Genomic DNA, 378 nt, shown 5'->3' on the forward strand with positions numbered 1-378 from the left:
TATTTAGAAAAGACTTAGTTATCGCAGCTTTCAGGCCTTCATGAGCATCAGAGATCACTAATTTAGGAGGTTGTAACCCTCTGGATTTTAAGGATTCAAAGAACTCTATCCAAGTTTCTTTGGACTCCCTATTAGCTACTCGAAAGCCTAAGATTTCACGCCGGTCCTGGCTATTAACTCCCAAGGCAATATAAACTGCTTTAGAAACAACCCGGTGATATTCACGGACCTTAATATACATCGCATCTACATAGATATAATTATAATATTGCCGATCTAAAGGACGGTTGGCCCATTCCTTTACAACTGGATCTAGCTTTTTTGTAAGCTCTGAGACCATGGACTTCGACACTTTTTCACCACAAAGCTGTTCTACGA

The 378-nt window shown here is 39.9% G+C and carries 1 protein-coding gene; it reads right to left on the bottom strand.

All coding sequences use genetic code 11. The features are described 5' to 3' along the window. On the bottom strand, positions 1-378 hold a 378-nt coding region (locus tag KI343_RS19905; protein ID WP_212928123.1), incomplete at both ends, for an IS256 family transposase.

This window comes from Oceanobacillus sp. J11TS1, from assembly GCF_018333215.1.
Lineage (GTDB): Bacteria > Bacillota > Bacilli > Bacillales > Amphibacillaceae > Oceanobacillus.